General features: G+C 60.7%; 11 protein-coding genes. 5 read left to right on the top strand and 6 right to left on the bottom strand.

Annotated features, from left to right (window positions below; all coding sequences use genetic code 11):
• Positions 1-28: 28 nt before the first annotated feature.
• Entirely contained in the window at positions 29-952 is a 924-nt protein-coding gene (locus J3U87_RS19145; RefSeq protein ID WP_237377383.1) for a phytanoyl-CoA dioxygenase family protein, read from the bottom strand.
• A gap of 751 nt (positions 953-1,703) precedes the next feature.
• Here J3U87_RS19145 and J3U87_RS19140 point away from each other — a divergent pair.
• Both J3U87_RS19140 and J3U87_RS19135 read left to right on the top strand, forming a co-directional pair.
• Positions 1,704-5,540 carry a PKD domain-containing protein gene (locus tag J3U87_RS19140; RefSeq protein WP_237377382.1) on the top strand — a complete coding sequence of 1,279 codons (3,837 nt, stop codon included), beginning with the start codon at positions 1,704-1,706 and terminating at the stop codon, positions 5,538-5,540.
• Positions 5,541-5,869: 329 nt separating this feature from the next.
• Positions 5,870-9,358: a two-component regulator propeller domain-containing protein gene (locus J3U87_RS19135; RefSeq protein ID WP_237377381.1), complete on the top strand. Its 3,489-nt coding sequence runs from the start codon at positions 5,870-5,872 to the stop codon at positions 9,356-9,358.
• Between the two features lie 105 nt (positions 9,359-9,463).
• Here J3U87_RS19135 and J3U87_RS19130 read toward each other — a convergent pair whose 3' ends face one another.
• Complete coding sequence (locus J3U87_RS19130) at positions 9,464-11,929, bottom strand: hypothetical protein (RefSeq protein ID WP_237377380.1); 2,466 nt, start codon at positions 11,927-11,929, stop codon at positions 9,464-9,466.
• Between the two features lie 410 nt (positions 11,930-12,339).
• Here J3U87_RS19130 and J3U87_RS19125 point away from each other — a divergent pair, with 410 nt between their 5' ends.
• From J3U87_RS19125 to J3U87_RS19115, 3 genes are all read left to right on the top strand, one after another.
• Positions 12,340-12,633 carry a DciA family protein gene (locus J3U87_RS19125; RefSeq protein WP_237377379.1) on the top strand — a complete coding sequence of 98 codons (294 nt, stop codon included), beginning with the start codon at positions 12,340-12,342 and terminating at the stop codon, positions 12,631-12,633.
• A gap of 495 nt (positions 12,634-13,128) precedes the next feature.
• Positions 13,129-13,410, top strand: coding sequence for an HU family DNA-binding protein (locus tag J3U87_RS19120; RefSeq protein WP_237384514.1), 282 nt, complete (start codon positions 13,129-13,131; stop codon positions 13,408-13,410).
• A 495-nt stretch (positions 13,411-13,905) separates the two neighbouring features.
• Positions 13,906-16,317: a S9 family peptidase gene (locus tag J3U87_RS19115; protein WP_237377378.1), complete on the top strand. Its 2,412-nt coding sequence runs from the start codon at positions 13,906-13,908 to the stop codon at positions 16,315-16,317.
• A 1,010-nt stretch (positions 16,318-17,327) separates the two neighbouring features.
• Here J3U87_RS19115 and J3U87_RS19110 read toward each other — a convergent pair.
• From J3U87_RS19110 to lysS, 4 genes are all read right to left on the bottom strand, one after another.
• Positions 17,328-18,374: an isocitrate/isopropylmalate dehydrogenase family protein gene (locus J3U87_RS19110; protein ID WP_420038215.1), complete on the bottom strand. Its 1,047-nt coding sequence runs from the start codon at positions 18,372-18,374 to the stop codon at positions 17,328-17,330.
• Positions 18,374-18,886, bottom strand: coding sequence for a LeuD/DmdB family oxidoreductase small subunit (locus tag J3U87_RS19105; RefSeq protein WP_237377376.1), 513 nt, complete (start codon positions 18,884-18,886; stop codon positions 18,374-18,376). Before J3U87_RS19105 ends, J3U87_RS19110 begins: the two co-directional genes overlap by 1 nt.
• 101 nt (positions 18,887-18,987) lie before the next feature.
• A complete protein-coding gene (locus J3U87_RS19100; protein WP_237377375.1) occupies positions 18,988-20,280 on the bottom strand; it encodes a 3-isopropylmalate dehydratase large subunit in 1,293 nt (430 codons plus the stop codon).
• The gene (gene lysS / locus J3U87_RS19095) at positions 20,264-21,448 is read right to left on the bottom strand and encodes a homocitrate synthase (RefSeq protein WP_237377374.1); all 1,185 of its coding nucleotides are present in this window, start codon (positions 21,446-21,448) and stop codon (positions 20,264-20,266) included. Before lysS ends, J3U87_RS19100 begins: the two co-directional genes overlap by 17 nt.
• Positions 21,449-22,169: the final 721 nt, after the last annotated feature.

The raw sequence follows: 22,169 nt of genomic DNA, 5'->3' as shown, positions 1-22,169 counted from the left end.
ATCGTGGGTCGGCCGCCGATTCGGGGGATCAGGACCAGTGGCGGCCACCGCGATAGCGAACCCAGAGTCCGTCGACTTCCCGCGCCGGCACCGGTTCCACCTCGCTGTGGTAACGCAACAGCCGGCTTCCGGCCGGGATGAAATGGCCGGTCAGGGAGTGCCGGGTCCGCGGCGGGTTCTTGGGTTTGAGGCTGCCGTGCAGCGTACGGGCGTGCCAGAACAAGACATCGCCTTTTTTCAGTTCGGGGGTGCGACAGGCCAGGCGGCAGCCGCGAATGACGTCAGCCAGGCGGGTGCGGGCCAATTCGAAGGCGCGTAGGTTGGCCGTGTCGCCCTCCAGGTAATACCCGCGAATCGCTTCGAGCATCGCGGACTCGTATGCCAGAAAACCCTCCACCGCATCCTCGGGAAAATGGGTGGCATCGTGAAGCCGGTGACTGCCCGGATACACGAAGAAACGGCCGGCCTGGGCGGCGATGTCCTCGAGCGCGATCCAGCAGCCGATCATCCTCCCGGTCAATTGGGAATCCATGAAGTGGGTATCGGCGTGAGGTGCCTTGCCGGTGCCGCTCTCGTGGTAGACCGATTTGACGAGAACCGGATCGGCACCGATCAATCGCCTGGCCCAATGCAGCAGGGCCGAACTGGAAAGCACGTGCAGGCAGGCATCGCGAAAGGGTCGAAAGGCCTTGCGGGTCAAATCGTGCGGGTGCAGCAGGGCGTTGACGATCGCCCCACTCTCGGAAAAGCGGTGGGCCTCGGGCTCTCGGGTGGTATCCCGAGCCATCACCCCGCGAAACGGTTTGATGTCGTCTTCGAACGCCGCTTTCAGGCGGTCGCAACTCGAACCGGGAACGAGTCCGCGACACACCAGATAGCCTTCGGTGTCGAATCGGGCGATTTCCAGTTCATCAACGGACAGCATCGGTAACGTCGCCAGTGCAGGTGACATGGACAAAACCTCGTTCAATCGACACGGCAACGCCGTGATGAAAAGGCGCCGCCGGCTGGCGGAATGCCGCACAAGCCGACGCGAACATCGGCCCGAAAAGCGGCGATTCCCATGAATGGGTGAGTCCCGTATGCGTTCCGGTTGCCAATTTCGGGAAATTGATCACCGGGACGAACACGGAAGTTGGACGAATCGCGAGGGATCCAAACCTCGTCGCAGAATCCCTTTGGATTTGCCTTCAGCATAGCAGCCGATGGCAGGTGCGGCAACCGGTGCGAACGGCGGCAAAGGGCGACGATGGCGCGCAAAGCCTTGAAGGGCCCGCTTCTACAGGACATTGCCGATTTATGTGTCCGGGTCTTTGGGAAAGATGCCTCGGCATTTGCCCGAGCCAAAGGTCCGGGCCGCCATTCGATCGACGCGTCTTACACCTCGATCGCGTTTTGGCCCCGGGTTCCCTCACTTTTTGTGATTCCCCACAAAAACGCGCCTTCATCGGTCGAAAAGTTGGCAATTCGCCGTCTCGCTCATTATTTAATTAAGGTATCGGTGCCTCTTTTCGATGTTCGGACTCAGACCGATCACCAGCGTGAACCCGCTCGTCACCTGGTAGCACGGGGCCCTTTTCATGCCAGCGATGCCGCCACCAGAATTGCCCATGCCCGCCCGGCGCCGAGGATATCGAGGTGCCGACAGGGTCAACGAAGAACCACTATAGACAATCGAACTTGGTCGCTGAGGTAGGTGTATTGTGCTGAAATGGTTTGACCGGTGTACCGTTCTCGTTTCGACGATTCTTTGGGGCCTGCTTTGCAGCCTTCCCATCCAGGCCCAAACGGAACTGCCCTGGGCCTCCTTCACGGGAGGTGCCGGAGATTTCGCCTACATGGCCAATCCCGACGAAACGGTTTTCTTCGAGATCAATGGCCGCAATGCGGAAAATCTCGGCTACCAATGGGATTTCGGCAACGGACAGACCGGTACGGGCGAAGCGCCGACCACGACCTACGCCGAGCCGGGCATCTACCAGGTCACCCTGACGGTCAGCAACGACCAGGGCCAGACCGGCACCCCCTTCCGCCGCTGGCTGTTCGTCCACGACCCGCGCATCGTGGCCAACGCCCAGGAAATCCCGCCCTGGCCCTTTTTCAACCGGCCGGCCAACGGCGCGACCTTTGCCCTCGGCGAGGAGATCTCCTTTCAGGGCCACGGCTTCGATGCCCAGGACGACGGCGTCACCCTGTATTGGGACTTCGGCGACGGCAACCTGCTTTCGGGTCAAACGGAGCCGACCCACAGCTACGGCGACGCCGGGGTCTGGTTCCCCAACCTGTTTGCCGTGGACAGCAAAGGCAACATTCAAAGCAACTTGAGTTTCGTGGCCATCCAAGTTTACGAGGGCCGCAAACCACCCAATGGAGTCATCGTGGCACCGGTTGCCAACAACGCGACCACGGGCGATTACGAAATTCAGGTCGGCGGCCAGGTGACTCTTCGGGGTCGGGTCGAAGCGGAATCGGATCTGGGCGAAATCACCAGTTACTGGAATATCCTCGACAACGACAACGGCGTCTGGTTCATGCTCGACGGCTCGGAGCCACCGGCCCAGACCTGGGAGGCCGGCTACTACTCGGCCTTTTTCCACACTGCCGCCGCCGAAGACGAAAACCTGCGCGACGAGATCGTCGACACCGTGAACATTTGGGTCCGCGACACCAATCGCCCGCCCCAAAACGTGTCCATCGTCGAACCCAATTTCGATCACAACATTCTTCTCGGCTCCGAGCTCGGGCTCTCCGGGGTGGCCGACGATCTCGACGGTGACGAACTCTGTTTCAAATGGGAAGTGGACCGCTACCCCTGGGGCAGCGAACCGCCCCTGCGTTGGGAGCAACCGTTCGTCGACAACATGGCGCTGGATCGGGCCGGCCTGTACCGCATTTCCCTACAGGTGGAAGACAGCTTCGGCGCGGCGACCTTCGCCCTGACGCGCTTCGTCCAAGTGCTCGACCCCGAAGCGGTGTGCGAGGTGCCCCATCCGGTATTTCAACCGATCAGCCCTGCCGACACCACGCTTTCGGGTCCGGTGGGCGTCACGTTCAATTTCGAGATCGGCTTCCTACCGCAAGAGGGACAGGTCATCGAAGACGTCTTTTGGGACTTTTCCGATGGGCGCGAGATAGCCGGATCGCGCCTCGATCCGGTGGGCTTCAGCGAGCCCGGCTGGTACCCCATCCGCGTGTTCGCGCGCGACCAATGCGGGCTCTGGAGTTTTGGGGAAATGTATTCGCTGTTCGTGTTCGGCGACAACATTCCGCCCGAGGCGACCATCGCGGAACCGAGCTGCAACGTTCGCGACGAGCGCAACCAGTGCGTGTTCGCGGTACCCGTGGGTCAGCCGGTCACCATTCGCGGAACGCCCAGCGACGCCGACGGCCAACTCCCCCTGTCCAGCGTGTGGTGGATCGACGGCACCTTCTACGACATCGGCGAAACACCGCCACCGTTCACGTTCACCGAAGCGGGCGAACACCTGATCGAGTATTTCGTGACGGATGCGGGCGGTGTCGGCAATACCTTCCCGTCGCAGACGGTGGTACGCGTCATCGACCCCAGCCTGGAACCCGATTCGCGCATCGTGTTCCCCGACGGAGACATCACCGTGGCTCCGGGCGATGCCCTGACGTTCGAGGGTTTCGGTGAGGATCCCAACGGCCTGGCCCTCACCTACGAGTGGGACTTCGGCACGGCGGCCAACATCCAGCGCGCCGTCGGTTCCTACGTTTCGGGCATTTCCTTCGCGAACTCCTCGCCCCCGGGTCAGCCCTACGTGGTTTCGCTGAAAGCCACCACGCCCTTCACCGCCGAAACCACCGCCGCCACCGTGCGCGTCACCGTCCAGACCTTCGAGGACGGCAATTTCGAACCCAACGACGGGCTCGATAACGCCGCGGAACTGCAGCAGGGCAACTACGATAACCTGCGCCTGTCCGACGGCGACGACCTCGATGTGTTCCGGTTCGCCGTCAACCAATCCGAACGGAATCTTCGCGTCCAGATCCGCACCGAGGACGACCTTCCCGCGACCGTGACGCTCTATCGGTTGGAGGGTGAGACATACGTTCCCGTGCGCGACCCGCAATCCAGCGAAGACGCCCTCGTCGTCCAAGATGTGGAACCGGGCGCCTACGCCGTCTCCATCGCACCCGTGAACGACGCCAAGCGCCGCATGAACCTGAGTTACGGCCTGACCATCAACACCCTGCAGCCCAGCCTGTACCTGCCGTTTCTGGTGGAGGACGGCAACCTGGCATCCAGCATCGGCCTGATCAATCCCAGCGGACAGCCAACCCAGGTCAACCTGCAAGGCCTGGACGCACAGGGCATCGTCATCACGACCATTTCGTTGCGGATGGAGGCCGGCGCCCACATGTACACCCAGGCCGCCGACCTCTTCGGCGGCGATGCCGACGCGCCCGCCGCCCGCGACATCAAATGGGTGCGGGTCAGCGCCGAAACGCGCCTGGTGGGGTATACCTCCTCGGAAAGCGAGGACGACACCCGCTTGATGAGTACCGGCGGCTTGCGTTCGCTATCGCCCGGCATCACGGTGCCCCACATCGCGGACCCCAACAACGGCTGGTATACCCGTGCGATCATCGTCAACGCGGGCGAGGTGGACAGCCCCTTGCGGTTCAGGGCACCCGACCTGGATTGGCAGGTCGCCGAGCTGGCGAAAACCAACAGCCAAACCGATTTCCGCTTCGACCAGCGCCTGGCGGGACCCCTGCCCGGGTGGGGTGAGTTCGAGACCACCAACGGCGAAGCGGGTCTGGCGGGCATCGAGGTCTTCGGCCGCACCGACCAGCAGCGGGAAATGGCCGGCATCGAAATGATCAACACGCGCCGAGAGAACCCCAACTTCGCCTACCAGGGCGACGAAATCTATTTCACCCACATTGCGCGCGACACCATCAACTGGTGGACCGGTATCTCGCTGATCAACGTGGGCGCATCGACAGCCAACTTCAACCTCGTCGGCTACGACAACGACGGCCAGGTGAAGATACGGCTCGACAACCAATCCCTGCCGGCCGGCGGCAAGCTCTTGAAGACCGCGCGGGACCTGTTCGGGGAAGTCCAGGTTGACTGGCTCAAGGTCGAAGCGGACGGCGGTCTGGCCGGCTTCGAACTTTTCGGCGACCACGGACTGAATCGGTTGGCGGGCTTCCAGGCGGCCACCGCCTTGACGGATCGCCTCTATTTCCCGCACGTCAGCTTCGAGGACGGCCGTCAATGGACCGGCATCTCGCTGCTCAACGTGGCACCGGTGGCGGTCGACATCCAAATCTCGGCCTATGACGCCAATGGCCAGTTGCTGGTACGGACCAGCAGGCAACTGGGACCCAACACCAAGTGGGTAGCGGTGGCCCAGGACCTGTTCGCACCCGAGACCCTTCCCGCGGCGGCTCGCTACCTACGCGTCGACGCCAACCAAAAATCCATCTGCGGCTTCGAACTGTTCGGAACCCTGACGGATACCGGCCTCGGCGAACAATTGGCCGGTTTGGCGGCCATTCCCTTCTGAAATTCAAAAAATGACCCCGCCCACAAGGGCGACGGTGCCAATTAACAACGTAAATAAGTCAGAAAAAAAAGGTTAGCATCATAAAGGCAACGGAACTTCCCGTTTTGACATTTCGTAAACAGTCAAAGTAAGATTTGATAGTTTCAGAACCGCGACAAAAGACCGGTCCTGCAGTCCCCATCACCGCGGAAAAGAGGGATGCCGGAACCACTCGACCCGAGACGCGCCCCGTCGAAACCCTCGGCAGGGCACTCTCGGTGCGCGACATCGGTCGACGTGCGACCGGCAACTGTCGGATCCGGAAAACTCGTGGGAATCGTGGCCAGTAGATGAAGTTTTTTTTGATGATCATGGCCGTTGGGCTTTTGAGTGCCGTCCAGATGTCGGCCCAGACCAACATGCCTTTCTCGTTTCAGCGAATCACGTCGCAGCAAGGGCTGGCGCCGGGAAAAATCGACGTGCTGTTTCAAGATTCGCACGGCTTTTCTTGGGTGGCCACGCAGGAAGGCCTGCAGCGCTTCGACGGATACGAACTGGTCTCGTTCAAGCACGAACCCTTCGACCCGCACACGCTGTCGGGGAACCACATCACGGAAATCACCGAGGATGTCTACGGCGATCTGTGGCTGATCGCCAACGGGGTCCTGAACCGCTATGCCCGTGCGGAGGACATGTTCTACCGTTACGATCTGGCGCAGACCAACACCGGTGCCGGTCAGGCCCTGGCCCTCTTCGCCGATCCGCCGAAAACCGGTTACCACGAAGGAAAACACCGGGACGAGGTCTGGGTCGGTACCCGCAATCGCGGCCTCTACCGCTACGATCGCGAGCGCGATTCCTTCGAGGCCTACCTCCACGATCCCGACAATTTCGAGAGCCTCAGTTCCAACCTCGTCTCGCACATTCATCGCGATCGACGCGGCGGCCTCTGGATCTCCACCTATGGCGGCGGGTTGAACAAGTATCTGCCGGATTCCGATACCTTTTCGCGGTTCCTGGATCCAGGCACGATCGACGTCCTTTCGTTGGTCGGCTACCACAAGATTCCGCCCAAGCGCCACCAGGCGCCAATGGTTGAGATCGAGGATCAGCTCTTCATCATCACCCACGGTGGTGGCCTCATTCGCTTCGACCTGATCGAAGAGACCTACATTCAATACCGCCACATCCCGTCGGAGCCACAAAGCATCAGCGACAATGTGGTGTACACCCTGTTTCGCGACGGCCTGGACCGTTTGTGGTTGGCGACGGAAGCGGGCGGCCTGGACCTCTTCGATCCGCGCAGTGGCGCTTTCAAAAAATACCGACACGATCCCGACAATCCCTATTCGTTGGCAGACACCAATTTCGGCGAAGCGGTGTTCGCACTCGACACCCAGGATCGGTTGTGGATCGGTACGCCGGGGCACGGCGTCAACCTGCTGTATCCCAACAGTGAACGCTTCTTTCGATTGCAGCACGACGCCAGCCGGCGCGACAGCCTTTCGGACGACCACATCACGGCTCTCGCGGTCGACCGGGCCGAAACGGTCTGGATCGGCACCAAATCCGCGGGCCTCAGCAAGTTCAGCCGCTTTCGCCACAAGTTCAGGCTGATCACCGGCGATCCCGAACGCGAGAACAGCCTGCCCAACGATCAGATCACGGCCATCACCGACGCCCCGGGAAACGACACGCTGATCTGGTTGGGTACGCTCCAATCCGGAGTCCTGGGATTCAGCACGCTTTCGGGAAGGGTGATCCACCATGCTACGGCTGAATCGAATACGTCGACCGGCTTGGCCAGTGACCACATCACGGTCCTGCTCTACGACGCCGACGGCAACCTCTGGATCGGTACACCGGCCGGATTGAGTCGACTCAATCTGAGCAATCGAACGTTTCCGAGGTTCACCCGCGCCAATTCGGAGCTCACCTCCAACTACATCATGTCCCTGGCCGAAGCCCGCGACGGCGGGGTTTGGGTCGGCACCACCGGATCGGTGCTGCATCGATTCGATCCCGAAAACCAGCAGTTCGAAGCCATCGATCTCAAGAGTGGCGACCAATCGCTCGTCGAGCGGGGCGCCATCGTGGACATCGTCAGGGACGGAGAAGGACACCTCTGGCTGGCGAATCGCGGTGTCGGCCTGATTCGTTACCATCCAGACGAAGGCAAAACCCGCCTGTTTCGCCACGACATCACGCGCCAGGACAGCCTCAGCCACGACGGCGTTTCGGCCGTGCACATCGATGGCCACGGGGGGCTCTGGGTCGGCACCCAGGGCGGCGGCCTCAACCGCTACCGCTGGGAAACCGCCGGATTCGAGCACTACACCCTGCGCGACTCGTTGGCCAGCAACATCATCTACGACATACTCGAATCCAGCGACGGCAACCTCTGGCTCTGTACCAGCCTGGGTCTGACATCCTTCGATCCGCGTCGCGGTGAAGTGATTCACTACGATTCCGGCGACGGCCTGATCGGCAACAGCGCCTTCGCACACGGTTTCTTTCGACGCGATCGCGACGACACCTTCTTTTTCGGTGGCATCAACGGCTTCAATCAGTTCAAACCCACCGAGCTCAGCACCAATCCCCATCCGCCGCCCATCGTGCTGACCGGCGTCAACGTGCTGGGCCAGCCGCTGCGGCCCTTCGATCCCAACCACATCGTGGAATTGGACCACAACCGCAATTTCCTGGAAATCAAGTGGTCGGCGCTGGACTTCACCTACACCGAAAAAAACCAGTACTACTACCAGCTCAAGGGCCTGGACACGCACATGCAGTTCAGCGGCACCAAGCGCGAGGTGACGTACACCAACCTGGATCCCGGGACCTATACGTTCCGCGTCATCGGCGCCAACAACGACGGCATCTGGAACGAGGAAGGTGCCACCCTGGCCATTCGTATTCGCCCGCCCTTTTGGCAAACCTGGTGGTTCTACGGCATCGAGGTGGTGCTTGTCATCTCCCTGTTGTTCCTCGGTTTCCTGGCGCAGCGGCGACGGCTGGAGTCCCAACAACAGGAAGCCCTGGTAGAGCTGGAACTCAAGCGCAAGACCGAGGAACTGGATTACGCGCGCCGCATTCAGCTCTCGATGCTGCCTCGCGACAACGTCGACAACGAAGTCTTCGAGGCCGTGGGCGCCATGCGCACCGCCACCGAGGTGGGTGGCGACTACTACGATTTTCTCGAGCTGGATTCCTCGCGGTTCTGCATCGCCGTGGGCGACGCCACCGGACACGGCTTCGCCGCCGGCCTGGTGGTCGGCATGACCAAATTGGGCTCCATGGTTTGGGCGCTGGGGAAGGGCTCCTCACTGGTGGACATGATCCAGGAACTGAATCGCGGGTTGAAAAAGTCGTTGACCGAACGAACCATGGGCATGAGCCTCGGCATCTCGGTTCTGGATCTGGAGAGTCGCCATGTCCAGATGGCCTTCGCGGGCATGCCGTTCCCCTATCATTTCTGCGCCAAGAGCCACACGCTCAAACCGCTGGTCATGAAGGGCCCGCCGCTGGGCTTCTTGGAGCGAATCCCCGTGGCGAGCCAGGAGTTGACGCTCGAACCCGACGATTACCTGATCTTTTACAGCGATGGGTTCCCGGAACGATTCAATCGGGAAAACCAACTCTGGGGCCAGGAAAAGGTGGCCCAGACGCTCCAACGGATCTGCCGGCTCGGCGGCAGCGCCCAAACCGTGGCGCACCAGTTCTTCGAAGCCTGCGACCTGTTCGCCGACGGCCGAACCCACGACGACGACATGACGGTCGTGGTCGTGCGCATGAAGCCCCAACCGCCGTCCTCCCCCACGAACGACGTCTCCGAATAAAAGAAGCCCCCGCGTCTCGAAGGGCAGAGGCTTTCGACCGATTCGAACCGCGAAGGCGTCAAGGAGGTGGCACGTCGAAAAGAGTGATCCATCGAGGGATCGATCTCAATCGTCGGGCGAGGTGACGAGCACGGCGTCGACCGTGGCCAACTGCTCGATGCCGTTGCCTCCGGCCAGGGCGAAGGTGCGGAAGGACAGCGAACTCTCGAGGACGAGGTGGCTGTACTGCAGCGGGTCGTCCACGAGCTGCTGCAGCAGCGTCAACTGCTTGCCGTAGGCCGCCAGGTTGACTTGGCGGGTCTCGCCGAGGCTGCCGTCGGCGCGATAGAACCCGATCTCGACGGTATTGCTCTGGTTCCAGGGATTGATCACCGCCAGGCCCAGGAACCCGTCTTCACGTCTCGGCGCATAGGGAACCATTTGGTGGGCACTGGTGGGAATGTTGCCGTTGACGGCCGTCAACACCGAGAAGCCCTCTTGCCCCATCAGCAGGAAAGAGACGACGGGAACGTTGGAGACCACCTCGATTCGCGTGAAATAGGGATCGTCGAAGTAGGGCAACACCGCGGTCAACACATTCACGAACTTTTCCTTTGCGGCGATCGAGAACGTATTGGATTCGATTTCCTGGTTGTCGGCACCGAACCCGCGCACGGTCACTTCGACGGCCCGATCGTTCTGGTTCAGGATCACCAGGCCGTTCCACCAAAGGTTCTTGAGATCGCCCACGTGGTCGTAACGCCAGTTTTTCTGCGGCTCCACGTTCAGCGGCGTCGATACCAATTGATCGCCGCGGTCCTTTCGGAAGTAGTAGAGCAAACCGGCTCCGGACTGCGACGAACCCTGAACCTGGAACCAGGGGCTGCGTTCCTCGTCAGCGACGAAGTCCTCGTCGTCCAGGACCGCCGTTCCGCCAGGGAAGAAAAATCCGCTCAACTGGCGCTCGGCCGCTCCGGGCAATTGCAGGAAGTAGCTCGTTTCTTTTTCGAGATCCGTCGAAACCACCAGCGCCTTGGTTTCCCAGGCACCGATCTGCGCCGGAAGATGCGCGCCATACAGCGTATCGACCGGACGATCGTTACTACTATAGATATCCAGCATGCTGCGGGCCTCATCCTCGATGATCCCGACCGCGGTCGCCGAATGTTCGGAGAGCAATTCGACCCAGGCCAACAGGCGATCGGCATCCGGACCGAACAACTCGTTGAGGTCGAACTCGAGGCGTTCGAAGGCGTTCAGTTCATGAGGACCGAACACCCGCAAGAGAATGCCGTGGCGATTGTAGAAATGGACGCTCACGCGGTTCTTACCGGCATGGGTGTTCACGACCTGGGCTTGGAATTTCCATTCCGTTTCGTCGAAGGCCGTGTACGGCAGAACCTGCCGTTGAAAGCTACCTTCGGATGCCTCCAGGTCGAACGTGCGGCGCGCGGAAAGATGAAGCCAGCGAAATTCCCCATCCGTCACCGTTTGGTGGCGGTAGTAACCGCTCAATTCGAGAGAGAGCCGTGCCGATTCGAGATCTTCCGCATCCACTTCGGCGTAGAGCCCATCCACCTGAAGCGTGGTATCCACCGGGAACTCACCCTCTTTGAGGACGATCTCGTAGCCGGCGAAGATCGAATCGCCCCACATGATCTTGTTCACTTCCCAGGAAGTGTCGGGAACCCCGCTGACTTCGACGTCCCTCGCGAACATGAGGATCTCGCGCGCACTATCGAAATGAGTGGTACTTTGTGGCCAGCCTTTCACGTAGCTCTCGACATTGAATTCCGGGAGAACGAGAAACAAACGGGTACCGGCCTGCCAGGGAAAATCGCTGGTATTCGAAATGTACACGGGTGGGGAGTTGATGCCGTAGGTCCGCATGCCCACCAAATCGAAGCGCGACAGCGGTTGCGGCGTCACGACCGACTCGAAATCGTCGGGTTGGAAATGGTATTCCAAACAGGGAAGACTGGAAACGCCGCGCGCCACGAGATTGTCGTTGGAGAACGCGATGGACAACACGGCCCCGGGAATCGGGCTACCCGACTCGATGCCTCGCGAAGTGCTGTCGTAAGCCTGAAAATCGAGCGTCTCGAGGGTACCTTCGCCAAAGCTCGGCGTTTCCCGGTAATCGGCGAACAGCACCGTGCTGGCGGTAAAGGCCGGGATGGTGTCGAATTCATTGCCGCCGGTACTGGTGTTGGACCGCGGATTGACCGATTCGCCGCCCCGCAGGCCCAGGCCGAAGGTCACCGGCTGCGCTTCGGATGGCGAGACACCACCCGAGCCGCCGTCGATCCACACCGAAGAGGAATAGGTCACCCGGATCCAGCCCTGGGTTTCGCCCTTGATGAGCCGCACCAATTGAACCGCGGTCGGCGGCACTCCAGGGTGCAGGGACGTCGTGCTGTTGGCGGGGGAGATCGCGAGGTTGATCGGTACGCCGTTGGAGCCGGTCCGCAAATCGACGAGGGTCTTGGACCACCCGTTGGAAAAAGCGGTATTGAAGCGAATATAGATAGGGTTTTCGGGACTGGCATTGGCAAAGGCGTCGTTGTCCACGTCCAGGAAGAAAAAACCCAAGGACTGAAAATCTCTCTCATGGGAGACTTCTTTAATATTGGTGCGAATCTCGATGGCCCCAACAGAAAGGCAAGATAAAAATACGCACGTGGTCAAAACACGTATCATGGATGACTTGAGCTGAGTCGTCATCGGGTCGGCCCCCATAGAGTATCGTTCACAGGCACCAAAGCAAGCCACATACCACCCGCGCAATCTACTGTTCCAAAACAACTTAGATCAAGGCTTCATTTCACCTTGCAGGCACCGATCTATTGGTGTGGTGGTTGTGCCCGATTCGAGAGACAAGGCCCGGATTTCTGCCTTCGAGGGAGAGACGACCTGTCGCCATGGTGCGGACCCACGAATTGTGGCTTTGGAATGAGGGAGATTTGTTTCACAATAGGCGCGGCACCCCTCCGGAGGTAGCGATGCGGACCAAACGCCTGAGAAAAATGACGCCGATTGCGACGTTGACCGAAACGCTGATACGCGAAAATGCCCTGCCAGGGTTGAAAAAACACTGCCTGACAGACCAACCTCGATTGATCTTCGGGCCCTTGATCGGCGACCGAATCGAAGAGATGGTTCTGGAAGACAACACGCTGATTCTACACGTACCTGACAGCGGTTGGCGGCGCCAGTTGGAAAACGGCCGCGGCGAGTTGCTGCGCAAGGCTCGAGCATTCAATCGGCGCATCACGAACCTTCTGATCGAGCCGTAAATCCGAGCCCGGGGCGACTGACGCCCCACCCTTGCAAAATCTCAGTCAAACTATTTTTTACAAGTGGTTTACTCCAAGACAGGGGTTTGCACGAGATCCGTTTCCCAGGGACCCGTCAGGCTTGCGGTTGCATGGGAAACCGTGTCGGGAAAGGGCCCGCTCCAACCCAATTAAATTTTTTCTAAGATCAAGGCCTTATTTTAGTTAATTTTATGGCGCAGGTGCCGATAGACGGGTTAGATTACTTTTAACACCACACGAATCACAACGAAGATACCTCCAAAACGCGACACCTCATCACGACAAAAAAGCGAGGTGAGCGAGTGTCGATCGTTTGGAGTGGGAGGACGCACTTTTTCGAAAAAAGCGCCGTAACCCATTTTTGAGGTATTGACAATTCGAAAAACGGTAACTATTTTAAAGAGAGCAGTCTAAAGAAAACTTCGAAGATCATTCAACGATCATCCTGAGAAGAGGAGCTGGGTAACCGTGTCAATGACAAAAGCAGACCTCGTTGAGGCTGTCTCGCGGTCCATCAACGTGAGCAAAAGAGATGCAGAAATGGTGGTGAATACCTTTCTGGAGTGTGTTGTGAGCGCCCTCAACCACGGAGAAGGGGTTGAACTGAGGGGTTTCGGCAGCTTCCGTATACGAGAAAGAGGTCCGCGCACCGGTCGCAACCCTCGAACAGGTGAAAGCGTGGAAGTCGCGCCGAAAAAAGTTCCTTATTTCAAAGTCGGCAAACAATTGAAAGAGCTGATCAACGCCAACAACTGATTCCCGTCCGATGTGAAAGCCATAGATCAGGCCTGAGCAGCGCGGGATTCGGTTGATGGGGTTTTTCGGGAAAGCGATGACCTGTGGTCGCGGCCGCGCCCCATGGCGACGGCCGTCCATCGCGTATTTTGCAGGGTGATCGCCGTGGTCACCGGTCGATCCATCCCGGTTTCCCCGAACCATGGCGAGCGCGCTTTCCAGCAACGCCACCGAAGGCTTCTTCCCCTGTCGCAATCCCCTTGAATCGGCAGGCCCTATGTTATGATGGCGCCCAATGATCGACCCTGTATCCCTATGACTTTTTGAAAGGGATCCCTGCTTCGACGCGTTGGGTAGTGCACACACGAAGATCGCGCAGATGTTCGGTTTCGACCGAACCGGCTGTCGTTTTGAAAACGATTCGCCGCCGTGTTCCAGGATCCGCTGGTCTCCTTCTCTCGTGAAGAGGGCATGTCCCCTGCCTGTCGAAGGAAGATTAATATTGCGGAGTCTGCTGTGAACCAATTCTCCCGACTCAAGTGGCGGCTCGAAGGCCTCGCACCGCTGTGCCTGCTCGTGCTCTTCGGAGCGCTCGCGCCACTGTCAGCCCAAGAGCTCGATTTGAAAACCATCATGCAGGATCGTTACTGGATCGGTGAACTGCCGGAGAGCCTGACGATCACCCCCGACGGCAAGACCGTTCACCTCAGTGTGACCCAGCCGCTCCCCCACCCCGCAAAACGCCTGATGATCCAACTGGCGGACGGAAAGGTCGTACCCGTGACGCGCGAGGCGCTTTCCGAGGCACTGGTTTCGGAAAATTTTTTCCATAAGGATTTGCGGGTCGCCGAAATCGAGGGCGATCTCTGGTCCTCACATGGGGACGCGGCGCTGGCGCCCATGATCGCCCGCGACGAATGGGTCCGGTTCGTCCGTTTCACCCCTGATGGAAAGATCGTTTTCCGCGAAGGCAACGATCTATTTCAGTTCGATCCCGGCCAGGGTCGCCTCGTCCAGTTGACGTCCCTGCAGATGAGCGACGAGCCAAAACCCGCGGACAGTTGGTACCACGCGGAAGAACGTCGCATGCTGACCGAGGTCGACAAACGCTACGTGGCGGAAGAGGCCGCCAAGGCCGACGCGGAAATCCGCCGCGGTGCCGGCGGCTACGCCAAGCCCAAGCCCCTGTACCTGGGTCCCGATCACCGCATCGGCCGCAAGCACGTGAGCGAGCACGATCGCCACATGCTGGACATCTCCGCCGATCTTCGCTTCGTGGCGATCGCCTTGGAACCGGAAAACGAGGGCGACCCCACCCAATACGCGGAATTCATCAACGAGGAAGCGGAAGTGCAGGCCAAGAACGCGCGCCCGCGCGTGGGCCATCAGACGCCGACCTGGAAACTGGCGATCTGGGATCGCCAAGAGGACAAACTTTCCTGGTTGGACATTTCCGATCTCCCCGAAATCGAGACCGATCGCCTCGCCGAGATCAAAGACAAAATCTCCGAAGAAGATCGGAAATATCTGCCGGCCACCCCCGAAGGGCCTCGTTCGGTGTATTTCGTGCCCTCCGGCTTCCATCCCAGCGATTCACATTATCTGGTCACGGTCTTCAGCCGGGACTGGAAGGACAAGTGGGTCCTCAAGGTAGACCCCGCCACAATGAACAAGGAAGTCGTCTATCACCAGTATGATCCGGCCTGGATTCAGTTCTTCATGCGAAACGAGGGCCTCGACGCCTGGGTCGGTGGCGCGGCGAACTGGGTGCCCGACGGCAGCCGGATCTCGTGGCTTTCGGACGAAACCGAGTTCCAGCACCTGTACACCTACGACCTGGCCAGCAAGCAGACCAAGCCGGTGACCAAAGGCGATTTCGAGGTGTTCAATCCGTTCGTCGGCCCGGAAAACAAGTACTGGTACTTTCACGCCAACAGGGAACATCCCGGCGAGCTCCACTTCTACCGGATGCCCACCAAGGGCGGCAAGATGCAAAAGCTGACGAACGGCGTGGGCCATCACCGCGTGGCGCTGGCCCACGACGGCACCATGGTCGAACTGTTCGCCCAGAGCAATGCCCCCAACCAGGTCCGGGTTCGTCGCGGCAAGCGCTGGGAGACGCTGTACGATGGGCGCTCCGAGGCATTCAAGGCCAAAAGCTGGGTGAAACCCCGAGTCGTCACCTACAAGAATCGCGACGGCAAGGAAGTGTACGCGCGCCTCTACGTGCCGGAGAATCCCAATGGCGCCGGCGTCGTGTTTGTCCACGGTGCGGGCTATCTCCAAAACGCCCACTTCGGGTGGAGCGGCTATTTCCGCGAGTACATGTTCCACAACCTGTTGATGCGGGAAGGATACACCGTGCTCGATCCCGACTACACCGCCTCGGCCGGTTACGGTCGCGACTGGCGTACGGGCATCTACCGCCACATGGGCGGCCGCGACTTGAACGACGTGATCGACGGCGCCAAGTTCCTGGTGGAAAAACACGGTATTTCGGCAGATCGTCTGGGTGTCTACGGCGGCTCGTACGGTGGTTTCATCGCCTTGATGGCGATGTTCGACCAGCCGGACGTGTTCCAAGCCGGCGCGGCCCTGCGCCCGGTGACCGATTGGGCCTACTACCACCACTGGTACACCAGCCGGATCTTGAACACGCCGCGGCTGGACCCCGAGGCCTATCGCCGCAGCTCGCCGATCTATTTCGCGGAAGGGTTGAAAGGGCACCTGCTCATCTGCCACGGCATGGTGGACGACAACGTGCACTACCAGGACTCGGTGCGATTGGCGCAGAAGCTGATCGAGCTCGGCAAGAAAAATTGGGAACTGAGTTCCTATCCCGTCGAACCGCACACCTTCCAGACTCCCTCGGGCTGGTACGACGAATACCGTCGGATCCACGAACTGTTCCAGCGCACGCTGAAATAATCGCTCGCTTCGATTGAAACGAAAGCCCGAAAGGCCGTGCCACCTGGCCGGCTTTTCGGGCTTTTTTCGGCTGGAGCCCACCGCCGAAGTGACGCACCGAGAAGTTCCCGTACGCCAAGAGAGATGCCATGCCTGTAGGTGGAGCAGCTTGCTCCACCAATCGAAGCAACTCGGAATCGAAGAAAAACAACGTCAAAGCGCGAAGCCCATCGCGATGCCGAAGGACCTTCGCCGAAATGCGCTGCCTCCCAGTTCCCGCATGCAGAGAGAGAAACCAGGCCTGTGGGGGCCGGGCCCGCCCAGGGCGCTGGACCGACACTTCGAAGCGGTCCCGGAAGCGATGAAGCGTGAGCCGAGGGTTGCCCTAAACGTCCACATCGAAGAGCTTTGCCCGGCAGTTCCCGAATGCCGAGAGAGGTGTGGTGCCTGTAGGTGGAGCAGCCTGCTCCACCAATCGAAGCAACTCAACGCAGGAGAAGACAGCCGCCAAAGAGCAGAGCCCGTCGCCATGCCGAAGGGCCTTCGCCGAAATGCGCTGTCCGCTGTTCCCGCTTGGTTGTGAGTTCATGATGACTGCAGCGATAACGCCTCTCTCCGCGTACGAGGAATGCGAGACCATGCACTTTGAGGGAGGCCCTTCCACGAAAGAAGGAGCTTCGCTCCTAGGTTTCTGTCTTCTCCGATGCCGCTGGGCTTCGATTGGTGGAGCAGGCTGCTCCACCTACAGGCATGGTTTCTCTCTCGGTAGTCGGGAACAGCGAGGATGGGTACTTCGGAGAGGGCGTTTCGGGAAAGAATCGGCTTCGCTCTTGGGCATCCTGATAAACCGTAAGGTTGAGTCGCTTCGATTGGTGGAGCAGGCTGCTCCACCTACAGGCACCTGGCCTCTCTCGGCATTCGGGGACTGCGAAACAACACACTTCGACGAAAGTGGCAGGTTTGGCAACGGTAGATTCGGCGAGCGCAGCGGAGCGGCGCCGGTACCTCGCCGACGCCGCAGTATGTCCCGATCAGCCCGAAGCCGCCGCCACCTCGAGGTTTCTCCGCACCGCATCGCCGATCGCCGCGGTGCCCGCGGCGGGGCCTGACGCCTGCATCGCCCTTCGTACCGCGCCTTCGATCAGATCCGCCATGGCCGGTCGTTGCCAAACATGGCGCACCAACAAGGCCGCGCTCAGGATCGCGGCCGCCGGATTGGCCGCTCCGGTACCGGCGATATCGGGTGCCGAACCGTGAACCGGTTCGGCCACGGCCACCCCCTCGCCCCAATTCAGCGAAGGCGCCAATCCAAGCCCGCCACACCAATGTGCGGCGGCATCGGAGAGAATGTCACCGAACAGGTTGGTGGTCACGATCACACCGAATCGCTGGGGCGCCTCCAAGAGCTTGAGCGCGGCGACATCCACCAGGAGCTCGTCCACGATCAGGTCGCCCACGCGCGGTGATTCGGCCTCTCCGATCACCGCACGCACACTGTCGCGGAAGAGCCCATCGGTCAAAGGCAGCACGTTTGCCTTGTGCACGATGGTCAGCCGTCCGCCCGAATGCCCGCAAGCCAGGTCCAAGGCCCGAGCCCCGATGCGACGCGAAGCCGCTTCGGTGATCCGTCGTTCCGCCACCGCACCACCGGGCTCGCTGCGTTCGCGACCCACGTACAATCCTTCCGTGTTTTCGCGGACGACGATCAAATCCACATCCTCGCGCGAGGTCAATCCCGGCAGGGAGCGAACGGGACGCACATTCGCGAAAAGCTCCAGTTCGCGCCGCAACGTGAGAATGGCGCTGCGATAGCCGGTCACGGCCCGGCTGGGGGAAGACACGGCCCCGAACAACCCGGCCCCGCAAGTGCGCACCGCCTGCAGCGTCGCTTCCGGCATGGCCGTGCCCGTGCGTTGAAAACAATCCCAGCCACCATCGGCCTGCACGATCTCCAGGTCCGGCAACAACTCCTGCAACACGGCAACCGCGGCCGGAACGACCTCCCGACCGATCCCATCCCCCGGAATCACGCAAAGTCGCAATGGGTTTCGCTCTTCAGGTATCGCGATCCTCCCCATCAGGACACCGCCCTTTCGCCGTCCGCATCGGGAAAGCGGCCATGCTCGCGCACATAGGCCACGATGCCGCCGGCCTCCACGATCGTGCGTGCGAAAGAGGGCAGCGGCGGCAGACGTATTTCCCGATCGCCGACCACCAGCACGCCGCGCTCGGCATCCAGCACCGCACGGTCCCCATCCTCGACGAACTCCCCGACTTCCGAACTGACGTACAGGGGGATACCGAGATTGATGGCGTTGCGAAAGAAAATGCGGGCGAACGAGGGGGCGATGATGGCGCCAACCCCGCGCCGCCGAAGCGCCAACGGCGCGTACTCGCGCGAGGATCCACACCCGAAATTGGGTCCGGCGACCATGATGTCGCCCGGCGCCGCATCGCGATTGAAGTCCGGGCGCGCCTCGATGAAGGCCGCGTCGGCTACGTCGTCATTGGGTCGCATGTAGGGCGCATAGCGACCCGGCACGATTTGATCGGTATCCACATCGGTACCGAATTTCCAAATTCTAACCATGATTCTTTTCCTTTCCGCTCCGGAAGGCACGGCCCCCCGGATGTTGTCGACCTCCTGGGCACGGCCGTCGCGGCGCTTCTCCCAGGGGACCCGGTTCCGATTCAGAGGTCGAAAGGTGCCGTGATACGGCCGGTGATGGCGGTGGCCGCGGCCACTTCCGGCGACGCGAGGTAGATCTGTGAGCTGGGCGCCCCCATCCGGCCCCGGAAATTCCGATTCCCGGTGGACAGGCAGACATCGTCGTCGCCCAGGGTGCCCTGGTGACGGCCCATGCACATGCCGCAGCCCGGAGTGGTCAGGGTGGCGCCGGCCGAGATCAAGGTGTTGAGCGTGTCGTCGCGCATCGCGCGCTGCAGCTCCTGACTGGAGGCCGGCGTGATCATCAGGCGAATCTCGGGATGAATGCGACGCCCGGAAAGCAGATTGGCCGCGGCGCGCATGTCCTCGTAACGTCCGTTGGTACAGGTCCCCAAAAACACGGTGCTCACCCGGGTTCCCTCCACTTCCGACAAGTTGCAGACCGCGTCGACCTGGTGCGGCCGCGCCACCTGGGGTTCCAGTCGGTCGGCGTCGATTTCCAGGGTTCGGGCGTAGGTGGCGTCGGGGTGGACCTGCAACCAGTCGGGCGGTGTCAACCGTTCGGCGACGACACCGGTCGGCGGCACGATGCCGGCCTTGGCGCCGATCTCGACGGCCATGCTCGCCAAGGTCTGCCGGCCCTCGAGGGGTAGCCAATCCAAACCGTGGTATTCCACCGAAGCGTAGGTGGCGCCGGCAATCGTCAGGTCGCGGCAGATGCGCAGTGCGAGGTCCTTGGCCGAAACGCCCGAACGGAATCGCCCGGAAACGCGTACGCGGATCGTCTCGGGAACGCGCAGCCAGGTCTTGCCCGTGGCCCAGATGAGCGCGATGTCGGTTGTGCCCATGCCCGACCCGAAGGCCCCAACTGCGCCATAACTGCAAGAATGGGAATCTGATCCGAAAATCAGCATGCCTGGCCTGGCCAGCCGCTCCTCCACCAGGACCTGATGGCAGATACCGCGGCCCACGTCGAACAACTGGATGCCCTGCTCGCGCGCGAACCGACGCACCGCGTTTTGATTGTTGGCCGTGCCCACGGTCGAGGCCGGCGACACGTGATCCAGGACGATCGCGATCTTGCCCGCATCGAACACGCGCTCGACCCCCAGTTGCTCCTGCATGACGCGAATGATGCTGGGCGAAAGCGAATCGTGCCCCATGACCAGGTCCGGTTCCACGACGATCATGTCTCCGGCGCACACGGCCCGGCCAGCTTTGCGAGAGAGAATCTGTTCGGCGAGTGTTTGGGCCACATCCACGGAGGCCACCCTCGACCCGGATGATTCGACATGAGATCTAACGCTGAGTGACATGGGTTACCTCCCCGGTATGGCTTTGGTGGTGTTGGGCGGCCAGAACGCAGGCGCATTCACGAATCATCTGGTCCACGTATTCCGGACTCAGGTCGCCACGATCGGCGAGGACCTTGATCCGCACCGCCAGATCACGGGCCTGGGCCTCGGACAGGTCCAATCCAAGTTGTCGGGCGCGGGCACCCACGGCGTTCCAGCCCGTCAGCTTGTGGCCGATGTGAATGGTGCGGCTCAGGCCGAACGCCTCGGGCGGGAGTACCTCGTAGGTGGCCGGATGCTTGAGTACCGCTTTGGTGTGGATCCCGGCCTTGTGGGAAAAGGCACATTGTCCGGTGATGTAGTTGTTGAACGGGATCTCGATGCCGACGATCTCGGCGACCAGCGCGTCCAGCTCCTTCAGGAGCGGGAGATCGTACTTGCGGGTCAACTCCGGGTTGGTGGCGTGCAGGCGTGCGATCAACCCACCCAGCGGTGTGATGCCGTTGCGCTCGCCGATGCCGAGCACGGTGGTGTCGATGTGGGTGGCGCCCGCTTCCCAGGCCGCGAAGGCATTGGCGACCGCGCAACCGGTATCGTTGTGTCCGTGAAACTCGATGTCGGCCCCGATGCGGGTCCGCACCCGCGCCACCAGACTGGCGATCTGTTGAGGGGTCCCGATCCCGACCGTATCGGCCAGGCCGACCCGATGCACGCCCAGCGCATCGACCGCCTCGTAGATCCGCAACAGGTCGGCGGGATCGCTGCGCAGGCTGTCCTCGGTACTGAACCGGGTTTCCACCCGTTGCGACAGCAACCACGACACCACTTCACAGGCCTGGTCCACGATGGCCTCGATGCTCTTGCCGTGACTGTGGCGTTGCAGTAATCGCGAGGTACCGATCACCACGTTGACGCCGTCGACACCCGCGTCCACCGCTCTCCGCACGTCGTCCATGTGGCAGCGGGTGTGGGTGAGAATCTTGGCCCGCAACCCGAGTCCGGCGATGGTGCAGCAATCTTCGAAGCTGCGGGGCGACGCACAGGGTGTCGTCAGTTCCAGGTATTCGACGCCGAAAGCATCCAGGTAGCGAGCGATTTCAATTTTTTGGGATGTGGAAAAGGAGGCATGAATGAACTGCTCTCCCTCGCGCAAGGTCGATTCAATGATGGAAAAGCGCGGCAATGTCATGGTCGGGCCTCCGTCGTCGCGGACCCGCCAGAGAGGGGCGCGACGAAATCAAGCCGGCATTCGAGCCGGAGTACGTGGTGAAAAACGCTTTATCGATGGAAGGAAGGGTGCGTTTCGGGCTCGTGGCCCGTCGCTTTCGATCGAGTTCGAGACGTTTCATGATGCAAAGCTCCTTTGGAAGTTGGCGCGGTGCGCGCTGGGGGTTTGTTCGGTAACGGCACTTGGGGATGTGCGAGACGGTTGGGGGAAGGTTGAGGTCGGTGGGGGAATCGAGGATTTTCGAGGTGGAGACGACCGGGGGAAGGCCGGCCCCAAAACGAAAAAAGCGGGCTTACCGTGTTCCGGTAAGCCCGCTTTCCTGTTTCAGATTCTGGCTCGAATCAGGGACAAGCGCCGCCGACCGGGTGGGATACCCGTTTGCGTTTCTTGTCCTTTTTCTTGGCGATGGTTTGTTGGATGGCGAAAGACATGTGTTTTTCCCGAGTAAATCCGAAACGGTAATGTTCGAGGCCTAAAATGAAAAAGCCCCGCTAGATTTAGCGAGGCACGTTGCAACTTCAGGCGGACAGGCCGCTACAACGTGCCGGTAGGCACCTTCTTGTTCTTCTTCAAAAGTTTGGTGGAAGGAAGGATTGCGCTTTTCATGGGGCGAATTCTAGGAGTGAAGCGCGAGCCCTGTCAACCCGTAAAAATCAAAAAAAGATCGAACCGCTTGGATTCA

This window comes from Sulfidibacter corallicola (assembly GCF_017498545.1).
Taxonomy (GTDB): domain Bacteria; phylum Acidobacteriota; class Holophagae; order Acanthopleuribacterales; family Acanthopleuribacteraceae; genus Sulfidibacter; species Sulfidibacter corallicola.
The sequence above is the reverse complement of the archived record's forward strand: the minus strand, read 5'-3'. Positions and strand labels throughout refer to the sequence as shown.

Excerpts from the sequence above, each read along its gene's own strand:
- J3U87_RS19145 (WP_237377383.1), bottom strand. The coding sequence starts at position 952 with ATGTCACCTGCACTGGCGACGTTACCGATGCTGTCCGTTGATGAACTG.
- J3U87_RS19135 (WP_237377381.1), top strand. The coding sequence starts at position 5,870 with ATGAAGTTTTTTTTGATGATCATGGCCGTTGGGCTTTTGAGTGCCGTC.
- J3U87_RS19125 (WP_237377379.1), top strand. The coding sequence starts at position 12,340 with ATGCGGACCAAACGCCTGAGAAAAATGACGCCGATTGCGACGTTGACC.
- J3U87_RS19120 (WP_237384514.1), top strand. The coding sequence starts at position 13,129 with ATGACAAAAGCAGACCTCGTTGAGGCTGTCTCGCGGTCCATCAACGTG.
- J3U87_RS19110 (WP_420038215.1), bottom strand. The coding sequence starts at position 18,374 with ATGGGGAGGATCGCGATACCTGAAGAGCGAAACCCATTGCGACTTTGC.
- J3U87_RS19105 (WP_237377376.1), bottom strand. The coding sequence starts at position 18,886 with ATGGTTAGAATTTGGAAATTCGGTACCGATGTGGATACCGATCAAATC.
- J3U87_RS19100 (WP_237377375.1), bottom strand. The coding sequence starts at position 20,280 with ATGTCACTCAGCGTTAGATCTCATGTCGAATCATCCGGGTCGAGGGTG.
- lysS (WP_237377374.1), bottom strand. The coding sequence starts at position 21,448 with ATGACATTGCCGCGCTTTTCCATCATTGAATCGACCTTGCGCGAGGGA.